Consider the following 22608-nt stretch of genomic DNA (forward strand, 5'->3'; position numbering starts at 1 on the left):
CAACACGACGCTGTCGGCGCTGTCAAGGGCACGCCGACGCGGTTATAGGCCCGTCTCGATAAAGACGAAGCGGGGAGTATTCCGAATGGCGACGGCCGGTCAGATCGTGTGTTTCGGCGAATTGTTGCTGCGGCTGTCGGCCCCGGGGCGCGGCCATCTGTTTCAGGAGCCACGGCTCAACGCCGATTTCGGCGGCGCGGAGGCGAACGTGGCCGTCGCGCTGGCCCGGCTGGGCGTGCCGAGCGCGATCGTGTCCGCCGCCCCCGACGATGCGCTGGGCGATGCCGCGGTGGAGGCGATGCGCAGGCACGGCGTCGACATGACGCGCGTGCGCCGGGCGGCGGGGCGGCTCGGCCTGTATTTCCTGACGCCGGGCGCTGGCCTGCGCGCGTCGGCGATCGTCTACGACCGGGAGAACAGCCTGTTTGCGCAGACGCCGCCGGACGCCTATGACTGGGCGGAATTGCTGGCAGGCGCTGGCCGGCTGCATCTGTCGGGCATCAATCCGGCCATCGGTCCGCAGATGGTGGAGGTCGCGCTGGCGGCGATCGCGGCGGCCAACGCCGTCGGCGTACCGGTGTCGTTCGACGGCAATTTCCGCGCGAGCATGTGGGCGCGCTGGTGCGACGCCCCCTCCCCCATTCTTGCGCGGCATATCGAGGGATGCGACCTGATGTTCGGCAGCCACCGCGACATCGCCCTGCTGCTGAACCGCGATTTTCCGGGCGAGGGATCGGAGCGGCGGCGCGCGGCGGCGCTGGCGGCGTTCGAACGCTTTCCGAAGCTGCGCTACATCGCCACCACCACGCGCCACGTCCACAATGCCGACCACAATACGCTGTCCGCGCGGATCGACACGCCGGACGAGGCGGTCGAGACGGGCGAGGTGGAGATCACCGGCATCGTCGACCGGATCGGCACCGGCGACGCCTTTGCCGGCGGCGTGCTCGCTGGCCTGCCGCACGGGCTGGAGGAAGCGGCCCGCACCGGCCTCGCGCTCGCCGCGCTGAAGCATGCGACGCCGGGCGACCAGAGCCTCGTCACCCGCCGCGAACTGGCGACGTTCCACGAAGGCGGGCTGGACGTCCGCCGCTAAATCCTCCGCTGCGAGGGAGGGGAATAGCGGGGCCGTCTTCCTGTTGCTGCGCACTCCCCTTCGAGGGCGGCGATGGTATAGGCCGTCCGCTCCGACCCCGAGGAACCCCGAAGTGCCCACCGTCCACGTCAACGCCGTCGATCTCTATTACGAGGAAGCCGGCGACCCGCGGGGACCGGTGGTGCTGCTCGTCATGGGGCTGGCGACGCAGTTGATCGCGTGGCCCGATCCGCTGATCGACGCGCTGGTCGGGGACGGATATCGCGTCGTCCGCTACGACAATCGCGACGTTGGCCTGTCGACGCGGCTGGACGGCACGCCGGCGCTGCACCCTTTATGGGTGCTGGGCGCGAGCCGGCTCCGGATGCCGTTTCCGCTCGCCTATACGCTGCGCGACATGGCGGCGGATGCGGTCGCGCTGCTGGATGCGTTGGGGGTCGAGCGCGCGCATGTCGTCGGCGCGTCGATGGGCGGGATGATCGCGCAGCATATCGCCGCCGGCTGGCGGGAACGAGTCGCCAGCCTGACGACGATCATGTCGTCCAGCGGCGCGCCCGGCCTGCCACCGCCCAGCCCGGCGCTGATGCGGCGGCTTGTCATGCGCTGGCCCGCAACGCCGAGCCGCGACGAGGCGGTGGCGGCGACGATCGCGACGCTCGCGCTGATCTCCCACCCCGAGGCCGCGCGCGATGTCGAGGCGCTGGCGCTACAGGCGACGCGCGCGGTCGATCGCGGCCATTATCCGGTCGGCGGGCGGCGGCAGCTCGCGGCGATCATCGCCGATACGGGTCGCCCCGTGCTGCTGACGCACATCGTCGCGCCGACGCTGGTGATCCACGGTGCGGTCGATCCGCTGATCCCGCTCGGCCACGGCGAGGACCTCGCGCGCCGGATCGAGGGGGCCAAGCTGCTGGTCGTGCAGGCGATGGCGCACGATCTGGCCCCCGCCGCCCTGCCGGAGGTGACGGCAGGGCTGCTCGATCACCTCGCGGGCAGTGCGGCCGTTACCGGCTCGCCGATCAGCGCGCGGGCGGTGCGGTAGCAATCCTCGACATGCGCGTCGCCGGCCAGCTTCATCGCACCGAAGCTGATCGTCGCCGCCACCGCGGACCCGATGAACGGCACGAACTTCGCCACCGACGCGGTCGCGATCCGCACGCCCATCCGGCGCAGCACCGCCGTCACCAGCTTGCGCGTGACGATGCGGCCGATGAACGTGTTGCCGGCGCTGGTCGCCAGCACCAGCACCTGCTGCGCCATGTTCGGCTCCATCTTCTGGACCTGTTCGTGGTTCAGCCCGAACTTCGTGCTGATCGCGGGCAGCAGGTTGGTCAGCAGCCCGATGTCGGCGACGATGTCCGCACCGGGGATCGGCACCACCGCCGCCCCTGCCGACGCCAGCGAGCGCTTCGTCACCAGCGAGTGACATTCGGCGCGGATGCGGTCCAGTTCGGCGAGGTCGCGGATCATCGGGGTCTCCAGAAGGGTCGATGCGCGTCCTAACGCACGCGCATCGACTTCGGCTCTTTGCCGCTACATCTTCCCGTTACATCTTCCCGTTACATTTTCATCGTCAGGCTGAACTGGAACACGCGGCCCGTCTCCAGATAGCCGCCATTGCGGTCGTTGGAGATGTACCGCTTCGACTGGCCGACCGTCGCCCAATAGGTGTGCTGGTCGAGCAGGTTGCGCACCGACACGCCCAGTTCCAGCGCATCCGTCACCTCGTACGCCGCACCGAAGTTCAGCTCGCCGATCGGCTGGACGTAGATGTCGGGCTGGCTGTCCTGCACGCTGGCGAGCAACCGCCCGGTGTGATTGTACCAGAGGTTCGTCCGCAGCCCGCCGCCCGCATAGAAGACCTCCGCGTTGAAGATCAGGTCGGGTGCCTGGGGCAGGCTGGAGCGGCGGATGTCGGTCGCCGATATCGTGTAATTGGCGCGCGTCCGCTGATAGGTGATGTTGCCGCCGACGCCAAAATTGCCCAGCATCGCCGATCCGACGAGATCGCCCAGCGTGAAGCGGCCCGAGGCCTCGATACCCTTGGCATTGCCGGTGCCGCCGTTGATCGGACGGTTCGTGACGATGCCGTCGATCGTCTCGCCGGCCGACCGCACGCCGGTGGGTACGAGGATGTTGTCGAGATCCTTGTAATACAGCGCGACCTGAAGATAGCGGCCGACGCCGCCATAATATTCGATCCCGGCGTCGTAGCTCCACGCCTCCACCGGCTTCAGGTTGGGGTTCGGCTGCGTGATCGACAGGATCGCGTTCGTCACCGCATCGCGGCTGATCCGCGTGGGGCCGGCGATCTGGTCGAACGACGGGCGCGCATAGCTCGACCGCACCGCGCCACGCACGACCAGCTCCTCGCTCGGCCGGAACGCGACGAGCAGGCTGGGGTCGATATGGTCGTAGTCACGCCCGGCGGACACGAAGCGCGCACCGTCCGCGTCCGACAGATAATAGCGTGCTGAGAAAGCGTTGTCCTCGTAGCGGATGCCCGGCACCACCTCCAGCCCGCCCGCGCGCAGCGTCGCGGTGGCATAGGCCGCCTTGCGCGTTTCCTTGCCGTCCAGCAGCCCCTGATTGATCGTCGCCACCGGAACCGCGATCGTCGGCACGAACTGGCTGACCTGCGAATCGAGCTGGCTGCGCGACAGCAGCTTCAACGGCCGCTGCGGATAGAAATCCAGGAAGCTGGTCAGCACATCGCCGAAATACTGCGCGATCGACGGCCCCTGCACCGTGCCCGCCTGAAGCGGCGTCAGGAAGCGATAGCGGGTCGCATCGGGCGTCAGGCTGCGACCCTCCCGACGCGAGTCCTCGTACAGACCGCCGACCGATACGCTGGCGAGAAAGCCCCGCCCTTCCCAGCCCAGGCTGCCCTTCACCGTCTTCTTCGTTTCCGACAGATAGTCGTAGCCCTGCTGGACGTAGAGCTGCGTCGGCCGGTCGAGCGAGCCGACATAGGCGGTCGCCCCCGCCGACAGCACCGGCCGCGGCGATTTCGGATTGGACAGGTCGACCACGACGCCCTCGGTCGCCGCACCGGTGTTCCCCGCCGCGCCGTTATAGGCGATGCCCCGGAACGCCGCCTCGATCCGCTGCGGCTGGTCGAACCGGCCGTCGGCGTACGCCCCCTCCAGCGCCGCGACGATGCCGCCGCCCAGCCGCGCCTTGCCGCCGACCTGTGCGGAGAGCAGCTCCTGCTCGACATCCTCGGTGCGGAAATAGCTGGCCGGATTGATCCCCAGCGGCGTGTAGACGCCCGCGGCATTGTACGCGCCGCCATTCGGATTGGTCTGCCCCCGCGTCAGCTCGTTGCGCAGGCCGGTCTGGTTCATCGTGTTGGTGTTGCGATAGGTCGCGTAGTTGACGCGCGTATAGAGATCGACCGGATCGCTACGGAAATCAAACGACCCGCTGGCTCCGTATCGCTTGATCGTATTGGTGTAGACGTTCCATTGCACGCCGTCCGCCGACAGCGCGTCGCCATTGGCGCGCGCGGTGCCGACGTTGCGCTGCGTCGTCTTGTAATCGTTCTGGACGGCGGTGGACTCGCCCATATTGGCGCGTTCCTCGTAATATCCGGCCATGTAGACGCCGAACTGTCCGTCGCTGCCCATCCGGCGCGCGAAGTCGATGCCGATCGCTCCGCCGAACCCCTGCTGCTTGTGGTCAAGCGCCAGTTGCGCGCCCTGCGCCAGCACGCGGCCGCGAATGAACGGCGCGGTGAAGTCGAACGCGGTCGGCGTGCGCAGGTCGATGATGCCGGCGATCGCGTCGGCATCCTTGTTCGCGCCCGGTGTCTTGTCGGCCGAAATCGCGCCGATCGCGAACGGCGAGAACAGGTTGAGCGAGATCGCCCGCGATGTGCCCGCCACCTGCGGCAGGCGCAAACCGTCCAGCGTATAGGCGTTGAAGCCGGTGTCGAAGCCGCGGATCGTCACGAACTGCGCCTCGCCCGTGGCGCTCTGGTTGCGACCCTGATCGCGCGCGACGGAGATGCCCGGCAGCGCCTTGGCGAGATCGGCGACGCCGGTCTGCGAGTTGACCGCGACATCGCCCGTGGTGACGATGTCGAGCGTGCCGATGCTGTTGCGCTCCTCCAGCAACACGCTCTGCTGGCGACGGCCGTTGACGACGATGTCGCCGGTCAGCGCCTCGCTGGCCGTCTCCCCGGCGACGGCGGGTGCCGCCTCCTGCGCGACAGCGATGCTGCCGGTGGCCGCGCCCCAGAATACGAACGCGCTGCCGAGCAGCCGAATGGTCGACGTCTTCATAAGTCCCCCGATGTTTTGATGCGGGGGCGCTAGGCGAGGTTCGTGACAGTTTGGCTATGCAATGGTTACAGATTGGATTTATAATATCGCAGGCAAAAATGAAGTGTCGTGCTTTCTTTTGGACTGATGCAAATCAACATACTGAAAAGATTGGCTTTGTTTGACGGCTGATCGGAACCCGTGACCGATCGCATGCGCTATCGCCCCTGTCTGTTCCAGATCAGCATGGGAAATCCGATGGCCGACCTTGCGAACCCGCAGAGCGACGACGCCCCGCTCGACACCTCGAAACGCAGCGACGCTCCGGCGGATGCCGCCGGCCAGTTGCCGGAAGGCAAGGGTGACAGCTTCGCCAACGCCAGCGTCACGATCAACAAGCCGGTGGCGGAGGTTTTCGCGCATTTCCGCGACTTCGCGAACCTGCCGGGCTTCATGGAGAACGTCGTCCGCATCGAAACCCTCGATCAAAAGCGCTCCCACTGGGTGGTCAAGGCCCCCGGCGGCGGAGCCGTCGAATGGGATGCGCGCGTCACCGACGAGGCGGAGAACCGCTTCATCGCGTGGACCAGCGAGGAGGGCGCGGACGTGCCGAATTCAGGCCGCGTCGATTTCCGCGACGCTGGTGCGCGCGGCACGGTCGTCAGCGCGACGATCCTCTACGACCCGCCCGCGGGCATCGTCGGCAGGATCGTCGCCAAGATGTTCCAGCGCGAACCGAAGATCCAGGCACGCCGCGACCTGACCCGCTTCAAGCAATTGCTGGAGACGGGCGAGATCGCCACCCCCGCAATGAACCCGGGGCAGTTCGAGGAGATGGGATTGTGAAAGCGCTCGCCTGGCACGGTAAGCACGATGTCCGCATCGACAACGTCCCCGATCCCGAGATCGTCAATCCGCGCGATGCGATCATCAAGGTCACGTCGACCGCGATCTGTGGGTCCGACCTCCACCTCTACGACGGGTACATCCCGACGATGCAGGCCGGCGACATTCTGGGCCATGAGTTCATGGGCGAAGTGGTCGAGGTCGGGTCCCGATCCACGCTGAAGAAGGGGCAGCGCGTGGTCGTCCCGTTCACGATCGCGTGCGGCGAATGCTACCATTGCGGCAAGCATCAATATTCCGCCTGTCCCAACGGGCTTCCAGCCGACAATCAGGATATCGCCCGCGAACTCTACGGCACGGAGATGTCCGGCCTGTTCGGCTACTCGCACATGACCGGCGGCTATGCCGGGGGTCAGGCGGAGTATGTCCGCGTGCCGTTCAGCGACGTTGGTCCGATCGTCATCCCCGACGGGGTCGAGGACGACAAGGTCCTGTTCCTCAGCGACATCCTGCCGACGGGTTGGCAGGCGGCGGAATATGCGCAGATCGAACCGGGCGATACGGTCGCCGTCTGGGGCTGCGGGCCGGTCGGGCTGTTCGCGGTGCAGTCGGCATTCCTGATGGGCGCGGAGCGCGTGATCGCGATCGATCACTTCCCGCACCGGCTGGAACTTGCGAAACGGTTTGGAGCGGAGACGCTGAACTTCAAGGAAAGCGCGACCTACGAGGCGCTGATGGAGATGACCGGCGGCATCGGTCCCGACGCGGTGATCGACGCGGTCGGACTGGAGGCGCACGGCCTGTTCGTCGACAATGTCGTCGATCAGGTGAAGGCGTCGCTGTTCCTCGGCACCGACCGGCCCCATTCGATCCGACAGGCGATCATCGCCTGTCGCAAGGGCGGGCGCGTGTCGATGCCGGCGGTCTATGGCGGCTATGTCGACAAGTTTCCGCTCGGCGCGTTCATGGAAAAGGGTCTGACGCTCAAGACCGGGCAGACCCATGTCCAGCATTACCTGCCTGGCCTGCTCAACGCGATCATGGAGGGGAAGATCGAGACCGAGTTCCTGATCTCTCATCGCATGCCGCTGACCGACGCGCCCAAGGGCTACAAGATGTTCCACGACGAGCAGAACGAGACGACCAAGATCGTGCTGAAGCCCGGCATGGTCGCCGCTTGATCGCTAGACTGACAGGAGAGTGATGATGGCCGACAAATTTGCGATCGTGACGGGTGCCTCGACCGGCATCGGCTTCGAACTGGCGACGCTCGCCGCCAAGGACGGTTACGACGTGCTGATCGTCGCCGACGAGCCGCTGATCGAGGCGGCGGCGAACGATCTTCGCCAGTTCGGCACGGAGGTCACGCCGCTGGAGGCGGACCTGTCGACGTTCGAGGGTGTCGACGCGCTGCTGGCCGCAACGAACGGCCGCCGCATCGACGTGCTGTGCGCCAACGCCGGCAAGGGCCTTGGCCATGCGTTCCTCGACCAGAGCGTCGAAGACTGGAGGCGCGTGATCGACACCAACATCGTCGGCACCATCTACCTGTTGCAAAAGGTGCTGCCGGCGATGATCGCCCGCAACGAGGGCAAGGTGCTGGTGACCGGATCGATCGCCGGTTACATCCCCGGCTCGTTCCAGGCCGTCTACAACGCGTCCAAGTCGTTCATCGACTATTTCACCGACGCGATCCGCAACGAAATCAAGGATGCGGACGGCGTGACGATCACCACGCTGAAACCCGGCCCCGTCGAGACGGAGTTCTTCGCGCGCGGCGACATGCTCGACACGTCGGTCGGACAGTCGGACAGCAAGAGCGATCCCGTCGATGTCGCACAGGACGGCTGGAGCGCGATGAACAAGGGCGTGGCCTCGATCTTCTCCGGCTGGAAGACGAAGCTGCAGGGCGCGATGACCGGCATCACGCCGGCCGCGGTGCTGGCCGAACAGCACCGCAAGATGGCGGAGCCGGGTTCGGGCGAGGGATAGATCTTCCCGCTCCCTCCCCTCAAGAGGAGGGAGCGGCAGACCTCATGCCAACAGATGCGGCCGCGTCGTCGCCAGATGCACGATCAACTGCCCGAACAGCCCATTCGTCCACGCGAACCAGCTTCGCGTGAAGGTCTTCGGATCGTCCTTGTCGAACGACTCGTGCATGAACCCCGTGCCTCCGTGAGTCGCCTTCAGCATCGCGAGGCACTGGCGGATCGTCGCATCGTCGGTCGCGGAGAAGGCGCGCATGATGATCGACATCGGCCAGATCTGACCATCGCCGACATGCGGCCCGCCGATCCCTTCTCCGGCTTTGCCGCGAAAGAACCACGGGTTCGCCTCGCTCCACGCCGCCGCCGCCGTCGCCCGCCACAGCGGATCGTCGGCTTTGACGCAGCCGAGGAACGCGAGCCCCGATAACGACGGCACGTTCGCGTCGTCCATGAACGCCGCATTCCCGAACCCGTCGACCTCGTACGCCCACACCCTGCGGCCGTCACGCAGCGTCATCGTGCCATATTCGCGCAGCGCCCGCTCCACCTCGTCCGCCAGCGCGGTGGCGTCCGCCGCTAGCACGGCATCCTGTCGCGCGCCCTGCGCCACCACCGCCAGCTCGCGCAGCGTCGTCACCGCGAACAGGTTGGACGGGATCAGGAACGGATAGGTGCAACTGTCGTCGGACGGCCGGAACCCGGAATGGATCAGGCCGATTTTCCGCGTCGGCGCGCCGTAGCCGCCCTGCAACGTCTCGCTTGGCTGCGGCGCGCTGCGCTGGAATCTATACGGCCCCGGCCCCTCCTTGCGCTGCTGCTCGCGAAAGGTGCGGACGATCGCGCGCGCGCTCTGCGCCCAGGTCGCGTCGAACGGTCGCGGGTCGCGCGTCGCCGACCAGTAATCATGCGCCAGCCGCATCGCGTAGCAGAGCGAATCGACCTCCCACTTCCGCTCGCCGACGCCGGGCTTCATCTCGGTCAAATCCGACTGCGACCATTCCAGATCGCTCTTCGCGGTCGGGTCTTCCATGAACGCGTTGGCATAGGGATCGATCAGGATCGACCGCGCCTGCCGCGCGATCAGGCCGCGGAACAGCTCCGCCAGCTTCGGGTCCGACGGCACGAGGTGCAGATACGGCCGCACCTGCGCCGCCGAATCGCGCAGCCACAGGCACGGGATGTCGCCGGTGATGACGAATGCGTCCGGCTTGCCGTCGACGACCCCCATCTTCACCGTCGTGTCGAGCGTGTTCGGATAGCAATTCCCGAACATCCACCGCAGCTCCGGATCGCCGATGCGCGTTGCTACGCGCACGATCTCCCGCTCCACCGCCGGGCTGACGAAGCGGCGGTCCTTCGGGGCCGGACGCCGGCTCGCCAGCGGCGCGTCCGCCGCCCGGCCGATCCGCGGCATCGCCGCCAGCAACCCGCCCGTCGCCATCACCGTCCGCCGCGTCACCGTCATCATCGCCTCCCGAAAACGAAAGGCTCCTTCACCCTTTTCGCGGGAAAAGCCCAGCCCGCGCCATGCGTCGAGGGATCGCTGTCAACGCTGTCAGCGACGGCGCGTCAGCCCACCCCCGCCGGCCGGGGCGGGGCGGAGGACGCGCGGACCAGCAACTGGTGGGCATGATCCTGCCGCGCGGTCGCCTTGCGCCCCTCAAGCTGGGCGATGACCATGTCCGTCGCCTCCACCGCCATGTCGAACACCGGCTGCCGCACGGTCGTCAGCGGCGGCCAGCAGACGCGGGAGATCTCGGAGTCGTCGAACCCCGCCAGCGTCAGGTCGTCCGGCACCGTCAGCCCCCGCTCGCGCGCGGCGAGCAGCGCGCCCACCGCCATGTCGTCGTTCTGCGCCAATATGGCGGTCGGCGCATCGGGCCGCGCCAGCAGGCGGTGCGCCGCCGCGTGGCCGCTCTCCTGCGTGAAATCCCCCTGCTCGACCAGATCGAGCCGCATCGGCACGCCCGCCGCGAAGAACGCCTGGCTATACCCCATCGCCCGCGCCTCGCTGGCGGCGTGCGAGGCCAGCCCCTTGATGATCCCGACCTGCCGATGGCCGAGCGCGATGACATGTGCGGCGACTTCCCGCGCCGCCGTGATGTCGTCCACCAGGTTGCTCGGCGCGAGTTCGATCCCGCGCGACGGTCCGATCCGCGCACAACGAATACCCGCCGCCGCCAGATCGTTCAGGATGCGAAGGTCGTCCGCCGCTGGCGGTGCCAGGACCACCCCGTCCAGCCCCGCGGACCGCAACAGCCCCGCAACCTCTCCGCTGCGTTCGATGATCGACGCGATCGGGAATACGACCAGCCGGTAAGGCCCGTTCGCCAGCCGCGTCAGCATTCCGCGCTGAAGCTCCACGACATAGCTGGCGGACGGATTTTCATAAACGAGGCCGAGCAGCATCGATCGCTGCCGCACCAGCGCACGCGCCAGCATGTTGGGGTGATAATGCAGCGCCTCCGCCGCGTCGCGAACCCGCTGCTGAACCGCGGCGCTGACATGCGGCTCGCCGTTCAGGACGCGTGACACCGTCTTGGCCGAAACGCCCGCGCGTCGGCCGACATCGACGATCGTTGCCCGTCTGGGCGCGCTTTCCAATACGGATCCTCGGGTAAAGGGATCGCCGCAGTATACTATTCCCGCGATCGACAGGGCTGATTACAGGCGTTTAAGGCAATTGACAACGTCGGACAGTCTGATAGCGTTACCACAAGACCGATAGCAAAAAACGGTCGGGTCAGGGGCGGCGTAAAGCCGCAATACGGGAGGATATCATGAAGGGCTCTGCAGTTCTGTCCGCTCTTGCGCGGTCGACGTCGATCTGGACGTTGACGATGTGCATGGCACTACCGGCCGCCGCCGCGGCGCAGACGACCGATTCGGTCACCAACGCACAGCCGGGTACCGGGGCGCAGGCCACCGGCACCGCCGTGCAGCCGACGGGGCAGGACCCCGCAGATGCGACTCAGGACGCCGACATCGTCGTCACCGGCATCCGCGCCAGCCTCGATCGCGCGATCGACATCAAGCGCAACTCGGCCGGCGTCGTCGACGCGATCTCCGCCGAGGACATCGGCAAGTTCCCCGACACCAACCTCGCCGAATCGCTCCAGCGCATCACCGGCGTGTCGATCAACCGCGTCAACGGCGAGGGCTCGCAGGTCTCCGTCCGCGGCTTCTCCGGCGGCTTCAACCTCGTGACGCTCAACGGCCGCCAGTTGCCCGCGTCGAACGTCGATACCAGCGGCGGCGGCGACTTCGCGCGCGGCACCGGCCGCTCGTTCGATTTCCAGAACCTCGCCTCCGAAGGCGTCTCGACGCTGGAGGTCTACAAGACCGGCCGCGCCGCGATCCCGTCGGGCGGCATCGGCGCGGCGATCAACGTCGTCACCCGTCGCCCGCTCGATGCGCGCGAGGACGGGCTGAGCGGCTCGCTGGGAGCCAAGGCGCTGTACGATACCAGCGTCGACAATGGTAAAGGCAAGAAGGTCCTGCCGGAACTGTCCGGCCTGCTGAACTGGAAGAACGACGGCGGCACGTTCGGCGTGTCCGCATTCGGCAGCTATCAGCGCCGCGACAGCACCTCGGCGCAGAGCAACCCGAACTATTTCAACGTCGTCCCGAACGCGACCTTCTTCAACACCGCCGGTCCGTACATCAACGCGGCGACCCAAATCACCAACCGTCCGACGACGCCGTTCGTGCTGGTCCCCAACGACAGCCGCTACCAGTTCTCCGAGAACAAGCGCGAGCGCATCAACGGTCAGGCCGTGGCGCAGTTCAAGCCGACCGACCGCCTGACCTTCACCGCCGACGCGCTGTTCGCGCAAAACCGGTTGCAGGAGCAGCGCAGCGAGCAGGGCAACTGGTTCAACCGCCCCTTCGCGCAGGTGACGTTCGACGAAAACCCCGTCATCGCCACCACGACGTTCCTTCAGGAGAACATCAACGGCGTGAAGGATGCCGGCTACGAACAGCAGTTCCGCGCCACCAAGACGCAGCTCCAGTCCTACGGCCTGAACGGCAAGTGGGAGATGACGGACACCCTGTCGCTGAACGTCGACGGCTATCACGCGATCTCCAAGTCTGATCCCGATGCGAAGAACGGCACGTCGTCGACGCTCATCAGCCTCGGCGCCCCCGTCATCGCTTCGCAGTCGCTCGACTTCAGCAGCGGCTTCCCGGTCCAGGCGTCGACGATCAACGATGCGCTGCGCGGCAACGGCAACGGCGTCCTCGACCTGGGCGATCTCGGCACGCAGATCGCGCGCACGGTCACATCCGCGCAGAAGCAGCGCATCGACGGCGCGCGCGCCGATCTCGGCTGGGATCTGGGCGGCGGCAGCCGGTTCGACTTCGGCGGCACCTATACCGACTCGCTGATGACCAGCCGCCGCACGCAGACGCAGCAGCAGTTGGGCGACTGGGGCATCAACGATCCCGGCATCGTCGAGCGGCTGGCCGGCAACGTCGTCGACACCTTCTGTCTGACCTGCAAGTTCGATCGCTACAAGCCACGCTCCGCCGACGCGGCGCTGATCGCCTTCCGCGGCAACGCCGTCGACCTGAACAACATCTTTTCCAGCTTCTATGCGGCCAACCCGGTCAACCAGACCGCCAACGATTTTGATCAGGTCGGCGAGAAGGTCTGGGCGATCTACGGCCAGATCACGTGGAAGGGGGAGATCGCCGGCCGCGCCGCCAACCTCGTGTTCGGCACCCGGTACGAACAGACACGGGTCCGCTCGCGCGCGCTTCAGGTCGTGCCGTCCGCGATCGCGTGGGAAGCCGACAACGACTTCGGCATCCGCTTCCCGACCGGTGCCGCCGCGACGCCGCAGGAAATCCTGTCCAAGGGCAAATACTCCAACCTGCTGCCCGCGGTCGATTTCAACATCGAGGTCGCGAACAACGTCATCGCCCGCGCCTCGGCCAGCCGCACGCTGGCACGGCCCGACTACGGCAACCTGTTCTCGTCGACGACGGCGGGTACGCCGGGACGCCCGACCTTCCTGGGCGGGCAGCCGGGCGGCAGCAGCGGCAACGCCGACCTGCGTCCGCTCGTCTCGGACAATTTCGATCTGTCGCTGGAATGGTATTACAAGCCGTCCAGTTTCGTGTCGGCAGGCTTCTTCGACAAGCGGGTCCGCAATTTCATCGGTCAGGGCGTGTTCAACCGCAACCTGTTCGGCCTGCGCGATCCGACCTCCGGCGCGGCCGGTACGCGCTCGGGCGTCGCGGCACAGCGGCTGGCGGCACTCGCCGCCGACCTCAGCGACGTGAACCTGTTCACCTACACGGCGCTGCTGGTCCAGAACGGCGGCAACACCGCGCAGGCGGACGCCACCTTCCAGGCCAACCGCTCGCCGGGCGGGGCGCTCAACCAGACCTTCGTCGATTCGACGTTGCGCGCGGTCGACGTGCTCGCCAACCCGGAGGACCCGCTGTTCAACTTCGCGGTGGCGCAGCCGATCAACAACCGCGACGGCCACATCTATGGCTTCGAACTCGCCGGCCAGCACTTCTTCGGCAACACCGGCTTCGGTGTGTCGGCGTCGTACACCAAGGTCGACGGCAACGTGAACGTCGACATCGCCGCCGATCCGGACGTCAACGTGTTTGCGTTGACCGGTCTGGGCGACAGCGCCAACGGCTCGCTGATCTACGACAAGAACGGTCTGTCGGCGCGCGTCACCTATAACTGGCGGGCGAAGTTCCTCGCGGCGACCAACCAGGGCGACGATCGCAACCCGTTGTTCAACGCAGCGTTCGGCACGCTCGATTTCAACATCAGCTACGAGCTGACGGACAATATCGCGCTGTCGTTCGAGGGCGTGAACCTGACCAGCGAGCCGCTGCGCCAATATGGCCGCGACAAGAAGGCGCTGGTGTTCGCACAGGAACTGAAGCCCCGCCTGCTCGCGGGTGCCCGCTTCCGCTTCTGACCGGACGAAGGGGGCCGCCCGGCGGAGGGCGGCCCCTTTTCCGCAATCCGGCGCGGGCGGATCGCCGCCTCGCGCAACGCCCCCACGATGGCCGATGGCGACGGCGGCGAACGCACTTCTCCCTTGAGCCGCCATCCCGGCGACCTATGATCCCCGCCATCCGACCTGCGCCATCCTCATCCGTCCCCGAAGCCAGGATCGTCCGGCGATGACTGACCGCGTTCCCCTCGACAATATCGATCATGCCGACCTGACGGTGGCGATCCGCTACGGGGCCGATCTGGGCGATGCGGTGAACCAGATGCTGGTGTTCCCGACCGAGTTCGAACAGGTGCAGCGCGAATACCCGATCGTGTTCCGGCAGCAGGACGGCGCATTCTATGCGGTCGCGCTGCTCGGCCTCGACCTGAACGAGAACCTGTTCCTGCGCGGCGATCGCTGGCAGGCGCGCTACGTCCCCGCCATCCGCCAGCGTGGCCCGTTCGCGCGAACCGACGACACTATCCAGATCGACCGCGACGATCCCCGCGTCGGCACCGGTGACGGCGAACCCCTCTTCCTCCGCCACGGCGGACAGGCCCCCTATCTCCAGCACATCGCCCGCGTCCTTGATGTCGTCGCCGAGGGACAGCGATCGATGGCCCCGACCTTCGCGGCCCTGGCGGAGGCCGGGCTGCTCCACCCGACGCAGATCGCGATCGATCTCGGCGACGGGCAGAGCTACGTCGTTCCCGACATCCACGTCGTCGCGCAGGACCGACTCGCGGCGCTCGACAGCGCGACGCTCCAGCGCCTGTCGCAGAGCGGCATACTCCGTATCGCCTATATGGCGGCGGCGTCGCTGGAGAACATCAACCACCTGATCGCCCTGCGACAGGAGCGCGACGCGTCGTGACGGGCCGCCTGCCCGCGATCACGGAGCGTCGCACGCGCGAGATCGCGGGCGCGACCCTGACGGACTTCTCGCCCGCCGCGCTGCTGTCGGCGCAGGAGCCGGTCATCCTGCGCGGTCTCGCCGCCGACTGGCCGCTGGTCGCGGCGGGACGGCGCGGGCCAAAGGAGGCGATGGCCTATCTCAAGCGGTTCGACGCGGGCCGGCCCGTGGTCGGCTATACCGGCGATCCGGCGATCGGCGGTCGTTTCTTCTACCGCGACGATTTCAGCGGCCTGAATTTCGATGCCCGCCGCGTCGGACTGTCCGACTATCTCGACCGCATCGTCGCGCACCTCGGCGATCCCGCCGCGCCGTCCTTCTATCTCGGCTCCACCGATCTCGACCGTTATCTGCCGGGCCTTCGCGCGGAGAACGACCTGCCGCTGCCGCCGCCCGTGGAGGGTCGCGACCCCGCGCTCGCCAGCATCTGGATCGGCAACCGCACCACCGCCGCCACGCATTACGACATGTCGAACAATCTGGCGTGCTGCATGGTCGGCCCGCGCCGCTTCACGCTGTTCCCGCCCGACCAGATCGCCAACCTCTACCCCGGCCCGCTGGAGCCGACGCCCGGCGGTCAGGTCGTCAGCATGGTCGACCTCCGCGCGCCGGACCTCGATCGCTATCCCGGCTTCGCGGAAGCGGCGGCGACCGCGCAGGTCGCCGATCTGGAACCCGGCGACGTCCTCTTCTACCCCGCGCTGTGGTGGCACAATGTCGAGGCGCTAGGCGCGTTCAACGTCATGATAAACTATTGGTGGAACGACGCCCCCGCCTTCCTCGACAGTCCGATGACGACGCTGCTCCACGCCCTGCTGTCGTTGCGCGACCGGCCGGCGGCGGAGAAGCGCGCCTGGGCCGGCCTGTTCGATTATTACGTCTGGGGCGACAGCGGCCGTCCCGCCGCGCACCTGCCCGAACAGATGCACGGCGACCTGGCCACCCTCGACGATCGCGCCGCGCGCCGGTTGCGCGCCCGCCTGCTGGAACGGCTCAACCGATGACCGACACCCCGAAACGCACCCGCGTCGTCATCGCCGGCGGCGGCACTGCGGGCTGGCTCGCCGCCGCGATCCTGACGCACCAGCTCGGCCCGCTGATCGACGTCGTTCTGGTCGAATCCGACGAGATCGGCACGGTCGGCGTCGGCGAGGCGACGATCCCGACCATACAGGCCTTTCACGCGCTGATCGGCCTCGACGAGCGCGAGTTCATGGCCGCGACCGGTGCCAGCTTCAAACTGGGCATCTCGTTCGAGAACTGGACGCGCCCCGGCGAGCGCTACATCCACTCGTTCGGCGATGTCGGCCGATCGACCTGGATGGGCGACTTCCAGCATTTCTGGCTGGAGGCGCGCGCGCAGGGCATCGCCGCGCCGATCGGAGCGTACTGCGTCGAACACGAGGCCGCGCTCGCCGGCCGTTTCGCCACCGGCGGGCAGGACCGGCTGAACTACGCCTATCATTTCGACGCCGGCCGTTATGCCCGGTACCTGCGCGCCCGGTGCGAGGCGGCGGGACTGACCCGGATCGAGGGTCGCATCGCCCGCATCGAACAGGACAGCGACACCGGCCACATCGCCGCCCTGCACCTGGACGACGGCCAGCGGATCGCAGGCGACCTGTTCCTCGACTGCACCGGCTTCCGCGCGCTGCTGATCGGCGACACCCTGGGGATCGGGTTCGAGGATTGGGGCCACTGGCTGCCCACCAACCGCGCGCTTGCGGTGCAGACGAAGGCGGTCGGGCCGGCGGTGCCCTATACCCGCGCCGTCGCACACGATGCCGGCTGGCGCTGGCAGATCCCGCTCCAGCACCGCGTCGGCAACGGGCTGGTCTACAGCGCCGACCACCTGTCGGACGACGCCGCGCACGATCGCCTGCTCGCCTCGGTCGAAGGGGAGACGGTGACCGACCCGCGCCTGATCCGCTTCCGCACCGGTCGCCGGCTTCGGTCGTGGCACGGCAACTGCATCGCCCTCAGCCTCGCGGGCGGGTTCGTCGAGCCGCTGGAATCGACCAGCCTCCACCTCATCATGGTCGCGATGACGCGGCTGGTGCAGCAATTCCCGTTCGACGGCATCAGCCCCGCAACCGTCGCCCGCTACAACGACCAGTCCCGCCGCGAGATCGAGGGCGTGCGCGACTTCATCGTCCTCCACTATCACCTCAACCTGCGGGACGAGCCCTTCTGGCGCGACCGTCGCGAGGGCGGCATCCCGGACACGCTGGCCGACCGCATCGCGCTCTTCCGCGACAATGCACAGGCCTATCAGGGGGCGGACGAGCTGTTCCGCGTCACGTCGTGGCTACAGGTGATGCTGGGCCAGGGGCTTCAGCCGCGCACGCACCACCACGTCGCGAGGATGATGCCGCCGGGCCGCCTGCGCGACACGCTGGCGCAGTTGCAGGCAGGCGTCGCGGCGGGCGTCGAGGCGCTGCCCACGCATCAGGACTTCCTCGACCGCTACTGCCCCACTTCCACCTGACGCGCCCACCCGGCGTTTCAGTCCAGCCGCTCCAGATGAGCCGCGAAATGCGCCTGTCGCGCGGCATAGCCCGCCGCCGCCACCTTCAGGCCCGCAACCACCTCCGGTGACAAGTCCTTCACCGCCCGCGCCGGCGACCCGATGATGAGGCTGCCGGCCGCAAAGCTCTTGTCCTCGGTCACCAGCGCGCCCGCGCCGATCAGGCAGTCGTCGGCGATCACCGCGCCGTTCAGCACCGTCGCGCCCATCCCCACCAGCACCCGGTCGCCCAGCGTACACCCGTGCAGGATCGCGTGATGCCCGACCGTGCAGTCCGCCCCGACGGTCAGCGGCGATCCGGGATCGGAATGCAGCATCGCCCCCTCCTGGATGTTCGTCCGGTCGCCCAGCACGATCGGCGTGTTGTCCGCGCGGATCACCGCACCGAACCAGATGCCGACCTGCTCGCCCAGTTGCACGTCGCCGATCAGGTCGGCGGACGGCGCGATCCAGCTTGACGCCGGCACCTGCGGGCTGTGGCCGTCGATGCGATAGCGCGGCATCAGCGCGGTGTCCGGCCGGTGAGGGTCATGGTCTTCCTCTTTTCCTGCGTGAAAGGTCGGTCGCCCGCCATTCTGCCGAAGTCCGCTCGCTTGGAAAGACCCGATCCGCCTGATTTCACTTGTCGCCCCGATGTAGCCGCCGCAAACGGATATCGTATCCGGTTGTACGCCCACGGCTATCGTCAGGACCATTGATGACCCATCTCATCCGCCCCGCGATGATCGCACTCCTGCTGGCGACGCCTGTCCTCCCCGCCGCCGCGCAGGTCGCCAACCCTGCGGAATGGGAACAGCCCGGCGTCATCCGTCAGGGCGCGGAGCCGATGCGCGCGACCTTCGACGGGTTCGAGACGCGCGGCGGCGCACTGTCCCGCGACGTCCGCCGATCCCGCTACCACCTGTCGCTCGACGGCGCATGGCGGTTCCGCCTGTCGCCGACGCCGGAAAGCCGGCCCGCCGGTTTCCAGCAGCCCGGGTACGATGTGTCCGGCTGGGGCACGATGCAGGTGCCCGGCATCCTTCAGGCCACGGGGCATGGCGGCCCGGTCTTCGTCGGCAGCGGCTATCCGTTTCCGCGCAACCAGCCGTGGATCGACCACAAACTCAACGAGGTCGGCTCGTATCGCCGCGACTTCGTCGTACCGCCGCATTTCGCGGGCCGCCGCCTGCTGCTGACGGTCGGCGCGGCGGGGGCGGCCTATTACATCTGGGTCAACGGGGTGCGTGTCGGCTATTCGGAGGACAGCAAGCTTCCCGCCGAGTTCGACGTCACCGCCGCCGCGAAACCGGGCCGCAACAGCGTCGCGATCGAACTCTATCGCTACGCCGACGGCAGCTATCTGGAAGATCAGGATTTCTGGCGCGTCAACGGGTTCGAACGCAGCGTCACGCTCTACGCCGCCCCCACCACTCGCCTGCGCGACCTGTCGGTGGAGGCGGGGCTCGACCCCGCCTATCGTGACGGCACGCTGGCGCTGAAAGTCGACGTTGCCGGCGATACGCGCCCGACCCGCGTCCGCGCGACGGTGCTGGACGGCAAGACTTCCGTCCTGACCCGCGACGGCGACGTCACGGGCAGCGGCGTTACCCTGAACGGCACCATCCCCTCGATCCGTCGCTGGACCGCGGAAACCCCCGATCTCTATACGCTGCTCGTCGAACTGCTCGACGCCGACGGGAAGCTGATCGAGGCGACCAGCCGCCGCATCGGCTTCCGCACTGTAGAGGTCGCGGGCGGCGAGGTCCGCGTCAACGGCCGCCGCATCATGATCCGCGGCGTCAACCGCCACGAACATGATCCCCGCACCTTCCGCATCGTGTCGGAAGCGACGATGCGCCGCGACATCGAACTGATGAAGCAGGCCAATATCAACGCGGTCCGCACGTCCCACTACCCCAACGACCCGCGCTGGTACGATCTCGCCGACGAGTACGGCCTGTACGTCATGGATGAGGCCAATATCGAGAGCCACGGCTATCTCAGCCTGTCGCAGGAGCGGAACAACGACCCGACGGTCCTGCTCGGCAACGACCCGAAATGGAAACCCGCGCATCTCGACCGCGTCCAGCGCATGGTCGAACGCGACAAGAACCACCCGTCGATCATCTTCTGGTCGCTGGGCAACGAGACCGGCATCGGCACCAGCTTCGAAGCGGCGGCGAAATGGGTGAAGGCGCGCGACCGCACCCGCCTCGTCAGCTTTCTCGGCTGGAGCATGAGCGGGTGGCGACACCCGGTGAACACCTATGTCGACATCTTCGCGCCGATGTACGACGATATCGGCAAGATCGCCGACTATGCCGAACAGCCCGGCCTGACCCAGCCGCTGATCCTGTGCGAATACGCGCACGCGATGGGCAACAGCCTCGGCAATTTCGCCGATTACTGGGATGTTTTCCGCAGCCACAAGAGACTGCAGGGCGGCTTCGTCTGGGACTGGGTCGACCAGACGATCATCCGGAAGGACGCGCAGGGCCGCGAATACTGGGCGCAGGGGCCGGACTTCGCTAACAAGGGCGGCGACGACAGCCCGGTCGGCGACGGCGTGATCCGCTCCGACCGGACACCCGACCCCGAATATTACGAGCTGGCCAAGGTGCAGTCGCCGATCGCCTTCGAACAGATGCGCCCCGGTTTCGCGGTGACGAACCGCCACGACCATATCGACCTGTCGCGCTTCACGCTGGACTGGACGATGATGGAGGACGGCCGCGCCGTCGCGACGGGCAGCATCCCGACGCCGCAACTGGCCCCCGGCGGCCGCAGCTCGCTGAACTTCACCCCGCCACCCGCGCGGCAAGCCGGCGCCGAACGCATCCTCGTCCTGCGCGCGCGGGCGAAGGCGGGCGCGATCCCGATGGTCCCCGCCGGGCATGTCGTCGGCTGGGAACAGTTCCCGCTCACCCCGCCGCGCCCGCTCGCACCGGTCGCGACGAACGTCCGTCCCGCCGAAACGGCCGATGCGCTGACCCTCTCCGCCGGCGATGCGGTGCTGACGATCGACCGCACCACGGGTCTCGTCCACAGCTACACCCGCGGTGGCACCATATTGCTCAGCGGCGGCGCACCCGATTTCTGGCGCGCGCCGACCGACAACGACGTCGGCACCGGCGTCGTCAAATCGCACGCGATGTGGAAGCAGTTCTCCGAGAATCGCCGCGTCGACGGTGTCGCGGCGGACGGCGATGCGATCGTCGTCGATCATAGCATGGGCGTCGGCTCGGTCAGGACGACGACGCGCTGGACGATGGCGGCGGACGGCACAGCCCGCGCCGACGTGCAGTTCACGCCCGTCCGCGACACCCTGCCCGATCCGCTTCGCGTCGGCCTGACCTTCGCCACTCCGCCGGCACTCGACCGGGTGCGGTGGTACGGACGCGGGCCGCAGGAAACCTATGCCGATCGCAAGACCGGCGGCCAGATCGCGATCTGGCAGGGTGCGCTGGCCGACCAGTATCATGGCTATGCACGGCCGCAGGAGTCCGGCTCCAAACAGGACGTCCGCTGGATCGCGCTGACCGGCCGGGACGTCCCGGGCCTGCGCGTCACCGGTGGACAGCCGCTGTCGGTCAACGCCCTGCCCTTCCCCTACGCCGACCTGAACAGTGCCAGGCACAGCAGCGACATCCGCCCGCACGGCAACGGCACGCTGCTGGTCGATGCCGCGCAGGCGGGCGTCGGCGGCGACACCGGCTGGAGCCTCGATGGCCGCCCCCACATGCCCTACCGCATCGCGCTCGAACCGATGATATGGTCGTTCACGATCGGCGCGGATCGATAGGGGCACGCACGACGATCCGGCACTGGCAAGTCCGGCGAAGATGCGCTTTACTTCACCCGTCTTCGGGGGAGGGTGAAATGAACAGGTCGATGGGCATCGCGGCGATGCTGGCGCTGGCCGGATGCGGCGGCGTGGACTCAAGCGGCAACGGCAACGGCACCACCGCGGCGACGGCCAAGGCGGTGACGACGGCGACCGCCGACTGGAATGCGGAGGATGCCTGCTCCGTCCTCGACCGGGATGCCGTGGCAAAGGCGCTTGGCGTCGGCGTCACGACGACCGAACTCGGCAGCGTGTCGCCCGCCGCGGAGGGGCGTGCGGCATTTTCGATGTGCACCTACACGCTGGCGGACGGCAGCCGGATGGTGCTGCTAGCCCGCGCCGCGCCGAATGGCGATTCCGCGGGCAGCGATGTGGAAGCGTCGCGCACCGCCGGCGGCACGCTGCCCCCTGCCGCCGATGTTCCCGGCCTCGGCCGCGCGGCATTATGGCGCGATCGGGGCGCACAGTTGCAGCTGTTCCTCGACGACCGCCGCTACGTCGCGATCGACCTGTTTGGTCCGGTCGCCGCCACCGATGCGAAGGCGAAGGCGATCGCGGTGGCGAAGTTGCTGCGATAGTCGCTACGCCGCCACCGCTTCCAACAGGTCGCTCACCGTCGAGGTGCGGCCCGGATCGCGCCGGTAATCCGCCAGACACGCGTCCGCCGTCGCGCGTCCCAGCGCGCGCAGCTCCTCGATCTGCGACCAGCGCGTATCGATCTTGCTCGCCGAACCACGCTCCGCCGGTTCGGGGCAGGCTTCCATCAGATGCAGGTCGGTCGCCGCCAGCGCCTGCATCGCTGGCTCGGGCGAATGCGTCTTGCGGGCCATCGCCTGCACCTCGGTCAACGCCTTCAGGTCGCGCAACAGGCAGGCGGAGGCGATGATCGCGTCCAGATCGATCTCGTCGTTTTCGAACAGGCGCGCCGCGCCGTTCCCGACCTTCGTGGCCGACACGTACAGCGGCACCGCCGCCGACGTGGCGATCGCGCTCAGATCGACGCTGCCCGCGACGATCCTGCGCAATCATGCTCGCCATCCTGTCGTCGATCGGGACGCGACGATGCTCCCGCTGCGGACCTGACGGGCCGCGACGGTTTTCGATGCAGTGCAGCATAAAGCGGTTGCACTCGATCGCGGTGCGATGGCGGTTGAACCTCGGCATCATGCCTGTAC

At 67.6% G+C, this 22608-nt stretch carries 17 protein-coding genes; 11 read left to right on the forward strand and 6 right to left on the reverse strand.

Going from position 1 to position 22608, the window contains the following annotated elements:
* Positions 1-85: 85 nt before the first annotated feature.
* Both ASG07_RS12190 and ASG07_RS12195 read left to right on the forward strand, forming a co-directional pair.
* Positions 86-1096 carry a sugar kinase gene (locus ASG07_RS12190; RefSeq protein ID WP_055846728.1) on the forward strand — a complete coding sequence of 337 codons (1011 nt, stop codon included), beginning with the start codon at positions 86-88 and terminating at the stop codon, positions 1094-1096.
* A gap of 112 nt (positions 1097-1208) precedes the next feature.
* Positions 1209-2138: an alpha/beta fold hydrolase gene (locus ASG07_RS12195; RefSeq protein WP_055846731.1), complete on the forward strand. Its 930-nt coding sequence runs from the start codon at positions 1209-1211 to the stop codon at positions 2136-2138.
* On the opposite strand, the gene ASG07_RS12200 is transcribed toward ASG07_RS12195, so the two are convergent.
* Complete coding sequence (locus ASG07_RS12200; protein ID WP_055846737.1) at positions 2078-2566, reverse strand: hypothetical protein; 489 nt, start codon at positions 2564-2566, stop codon at positions 2078-2080. The two genes, ASG07_RS12195 and ASG07_RS12200, sit on opposite strands and share 61 nt — an antisense overlap.
* A gap of 89 nt (positions 2567-2655) precedes the next feature.
* Positions 2656-5382, reverse strand: coding sequence for a TonB-dependent receptor (locus ASG07_RS12205; protein ID WP_055846741.1), 2727 nt, complete (start codon positions 5380-5382; stop codon positions 2656-2658).
* Positions 5383-5619: 237 nt separating this feature from the next.
* Between ASG07_RS12205 and ASG07_RS12210 the strand changes: the two genes are divergently transcribed.
* Genes ASG07_RS12210 through ASG07_RS12220 form a run of 3 tightly spaced genes read left to right on the forward strand, consistent with a single transcriptional unit; the run spans position 5620 to position 8199 of the window.
* On the forward strand, positions 5620-6207 hold the full coding sequence (locus ASG07_RS12210) for an SRPBCC family protein (RefSeq protein WP_055847117.1): 588 nt from the start codon (positions 5620-5622) through the stop codon (positions 6205-6207).
* The gene (locus ASG07_RS12215) at positions 6204-7388 is read left to right on the forward strand and encodes a zinc-dependent alcohol dehydrogenase (RefSeq protein ID WP_055846744.1); all 1185 of its coding nucleotides are present in this window, start codon (positions 6204-6206) and stop codon (positions 7386-7388) included. Before ASG07_RS12210 ends, ASG07_RS12215 begins: the two co-directional genes overlap by 4 nt.
* 25 nt (positions 7389-7413) lie before the next feature.
* Positions 7414-8199 (forward strand): SDR family NAD(P)-dependent oxidoreductase, encoded by a 786-nt coding sequence (locus tag ASG07_RS12220; protein WP_055847122.1) that lies wholly within the window; start codon positions 7414-7416, stop codon positions 8197-8199.
* A 42-nt stretch (positions 8200-8241) separates the two neighbouring features.
* Here ASG07_RS12220 and ASG07_RS12225 read toward each other — a convergent pair whose 3' ends face one another.
* Both ASG07_RS12225 and ASG07_RS12230 read right to left on the reverse strand, forming a co-directional pair.
* Positions 8242-9660, reverse strand: a complete 1419-nt coding sequence (locus ASG07_RS12225) for a glycoside hydrolase family 125 protein (RefSeq protein WP_055847126.1) — start codon at positions 9658-9660, stop codon at positions 8242-8244.
* Positions 9661-9764: 104 nt separating this feature from the next.
* Positions 9765-10799 (reverse strand): LacI family DNA-binding transcriptional regulator, encoded by a 1035-nt coding sequence (locus ASG07_RS12230; protein ID WP_082474771.1) that lies wholly within the window; start codon positions 10797-10799, stop codon positions 9765-9767.
* 176 nt (positions 10800-10975) lie between these two features.
* Between ASG07_RS12230 and ASG07_RS12235 the strand changes: the two genes are divergently transcribed.
* From ASG07_RS12235 to ASG07_RS12250, 4 genes are all read left to right on the forward strand, one after another.
* Positions 10976-14146, forward strand: a complete 3171-nt coding sequence (locus ASG07_RS12235) for a TonB-dependent receptor (protein ID WP_082474772.1) — start codon at positions 10976-10978, stop codon at positions 14144-14146.
* 208 nt (positions 14147-14354) lie between these two features.
* Positions 14355-15041, forward strand: coding sequence for a SapC family protein (locus ASG07_RS12240; RefSeq protein ID WP_055846748.1), 687 nt, complete (start codon positions 14355-14357; stop codon positions 15039-15041).
* A gap of 17 nt (positions 15042-15058) precedes the next feature.
* The gene (locus ASG07_RS12245) at positions 15059-16084 is read left to right on the forward strand and encodes a cupin-like domain-containing protein (protein ID WP_055847136.1); all 1026 of its coding nucleotides are present in this window, start codon (positions 15059-15061) and stop codon (positions 16082-16084) included.
* Positions 16081-17568 (forward strand): tryptophan halogenase family protein, encoded by a 1488-nt coding sequence (locus ASG07_RS12250; RefSeq protein ID WP_055846752.1) that lies wholly within the window; start codon positions 16081-16083, stop codon positions 17566-17568. The genes ASG07_RS12245 and ASG07_RS12250 overlap by 4 nt, the downstream gene beginning before the upstream one ends.
* Positions 17569-17585: 17 nt before the next feature.
* Here ASG07_RS12250 and ASG07_RS12255 read toward each other — a convergent pair whose 3' ends face one another.
* A complete protein-coding gene (locus tag ASG07_RS12255; protein ID WP_055846756.1) occupies positions 17586-18110 on the reverse strand; it encodes a gamma carbonic anhydrase family protein in 525 nt (174 codons plus the stop codon).
* A 194-nt stretch (positions 18111-18304) separates the two neighbouring features.
* On the opposite strand from ASG07_RS12255, the gene ASG07_RS12260 reads away from it, so the two are divergent.
* Both ASG07_RS12260 and ASG07_RS12265 read left to right on the forward strand, forming a co-directional pair.
* Positions 18305-21391, forward strand: coding sequence for a glycoside hydrolase family 2 TIM barrel-domain containing protein (locus ASG07_RS12260; protein ID WP_055846759.1), 3087 nt, complete (start codon positions 18305-18307; stop codon positions 21389-21391).
* Positions 21392-21468: 77 nt separating this feature from the next.
* Positions 21469-22011, forward strand: a complete 543-nt coding sequence (locus tag ASG07_RS12265; RefSeq protein WP_055846761.1) for a hypothetical protein — start codon at positions 21469-21471, stop codon at positions 22009-22011.
* A 3-nt stretch (positions 22012-22014) separates the two neighbouring features.
* Here ASG07_RS12265 and ASG07_RS12270 read toward each other — a convergent pair whose 3' ends face one another.
* Complete coding sequence (locus ASG07_RS12270; RefSeq protein ID WP_156361847.1) at positions 22015-22458, reverse strand: hypothetical protein; 444 nt, start codon at positions 22456-22458, stop codon at positions 22015-22017.
* Positions 22459-22608 lie beyond the last annotated feature (150 nt).

Origin of the sequence: Sphingomonas sp. Leaf343 (genome assembly GCF_001423765.1) — a bacterium.
Lineage (GTDB): Bacteria > Pseudomonadota > Alphaproteobacteria > Sphingomonadales > Sphingomonadaceae > Sphingomonas.